Raw genomic sequence first — 631 nt, 5'->3', positions numbered from 1 at the left:
GCGCCGCCGCGGCGAGCCGGGCCAGCCGCTGAAGCTGCCGCTGGCGCTGCTGGCGCTGGTGATACTGCAGGGCGCCTTCGGCATGTGGACGGTGACCCTCAAGCTCTGGCCGCAGGTGGTCACCGCGCACCTGCTCGGCGGTTTCGCCACCCTCAGTCTGCTGGCGCTGCTGTGCCTGCGCCTGTCCGGGCGCTTCGCCCCGCTGCAGCTACCGGCGCGTCTGCGGGCCCTGGCGGCGGCCTGCCTGCTGCTGGTGATCGGGCAGATCGCCCTGGGCGGCTGGGTCAGCTCCAACTATGCGGCGGTGGCCTGCGTCGACCTGCCCACCTGCCACGGCGAGTGGTGGCCGGCGATGGATTTTGCCAACGGTTTTCACCTGACCCAGCATATCGGCCCCAACTACCTGGGCGGGCAGCTCGACAGCGACGCCCGCACCGCCATCCATATGAGCCACCGCATCGGCGCACTGATCGTCAGCCTGGCCCTGCTGCTGCTGGCCTGGCGGCTCAAGGCCGCCGGCCTGCCGCGCCTGGCCGGGCTGCTGCTGCTGGCGCTGGCGCTGCAGGTCGGCCTGGGCATCAGCAACGTGATCTTCCACCTGCCGCTGCTGGTGGCCGTGGCGCACAACGCC

At 71.8% G+C, this 631-nt stretch carries 1 protein-coding gene; it reads left to right on the top strand.

Annotated features, from left to right (window positions below; genetic code table 11):
* Nucleotides 1–631 (top strand): heme A synthase (locus N878_RS24850; protein WP_021446176.1); only part of this gene is annotated, 631 nt, incomplete at both ends.

This window comes from Pseudomonas sp. EGD-AK9, from assembly GCF_000465935.2.
Taxonomy (GTDB): domain Bacteria; phylum Pseudomonadota; class Gammaproteobacteria; order Pseudomonadales; family Pseudomonadaceae; genus Aquipseudomonas.
The sequence above is the reverse complement of the archived record's forward strand: the minus strand, read 5'-3'. Positions and strand labels throughout refer to the sequence as shown.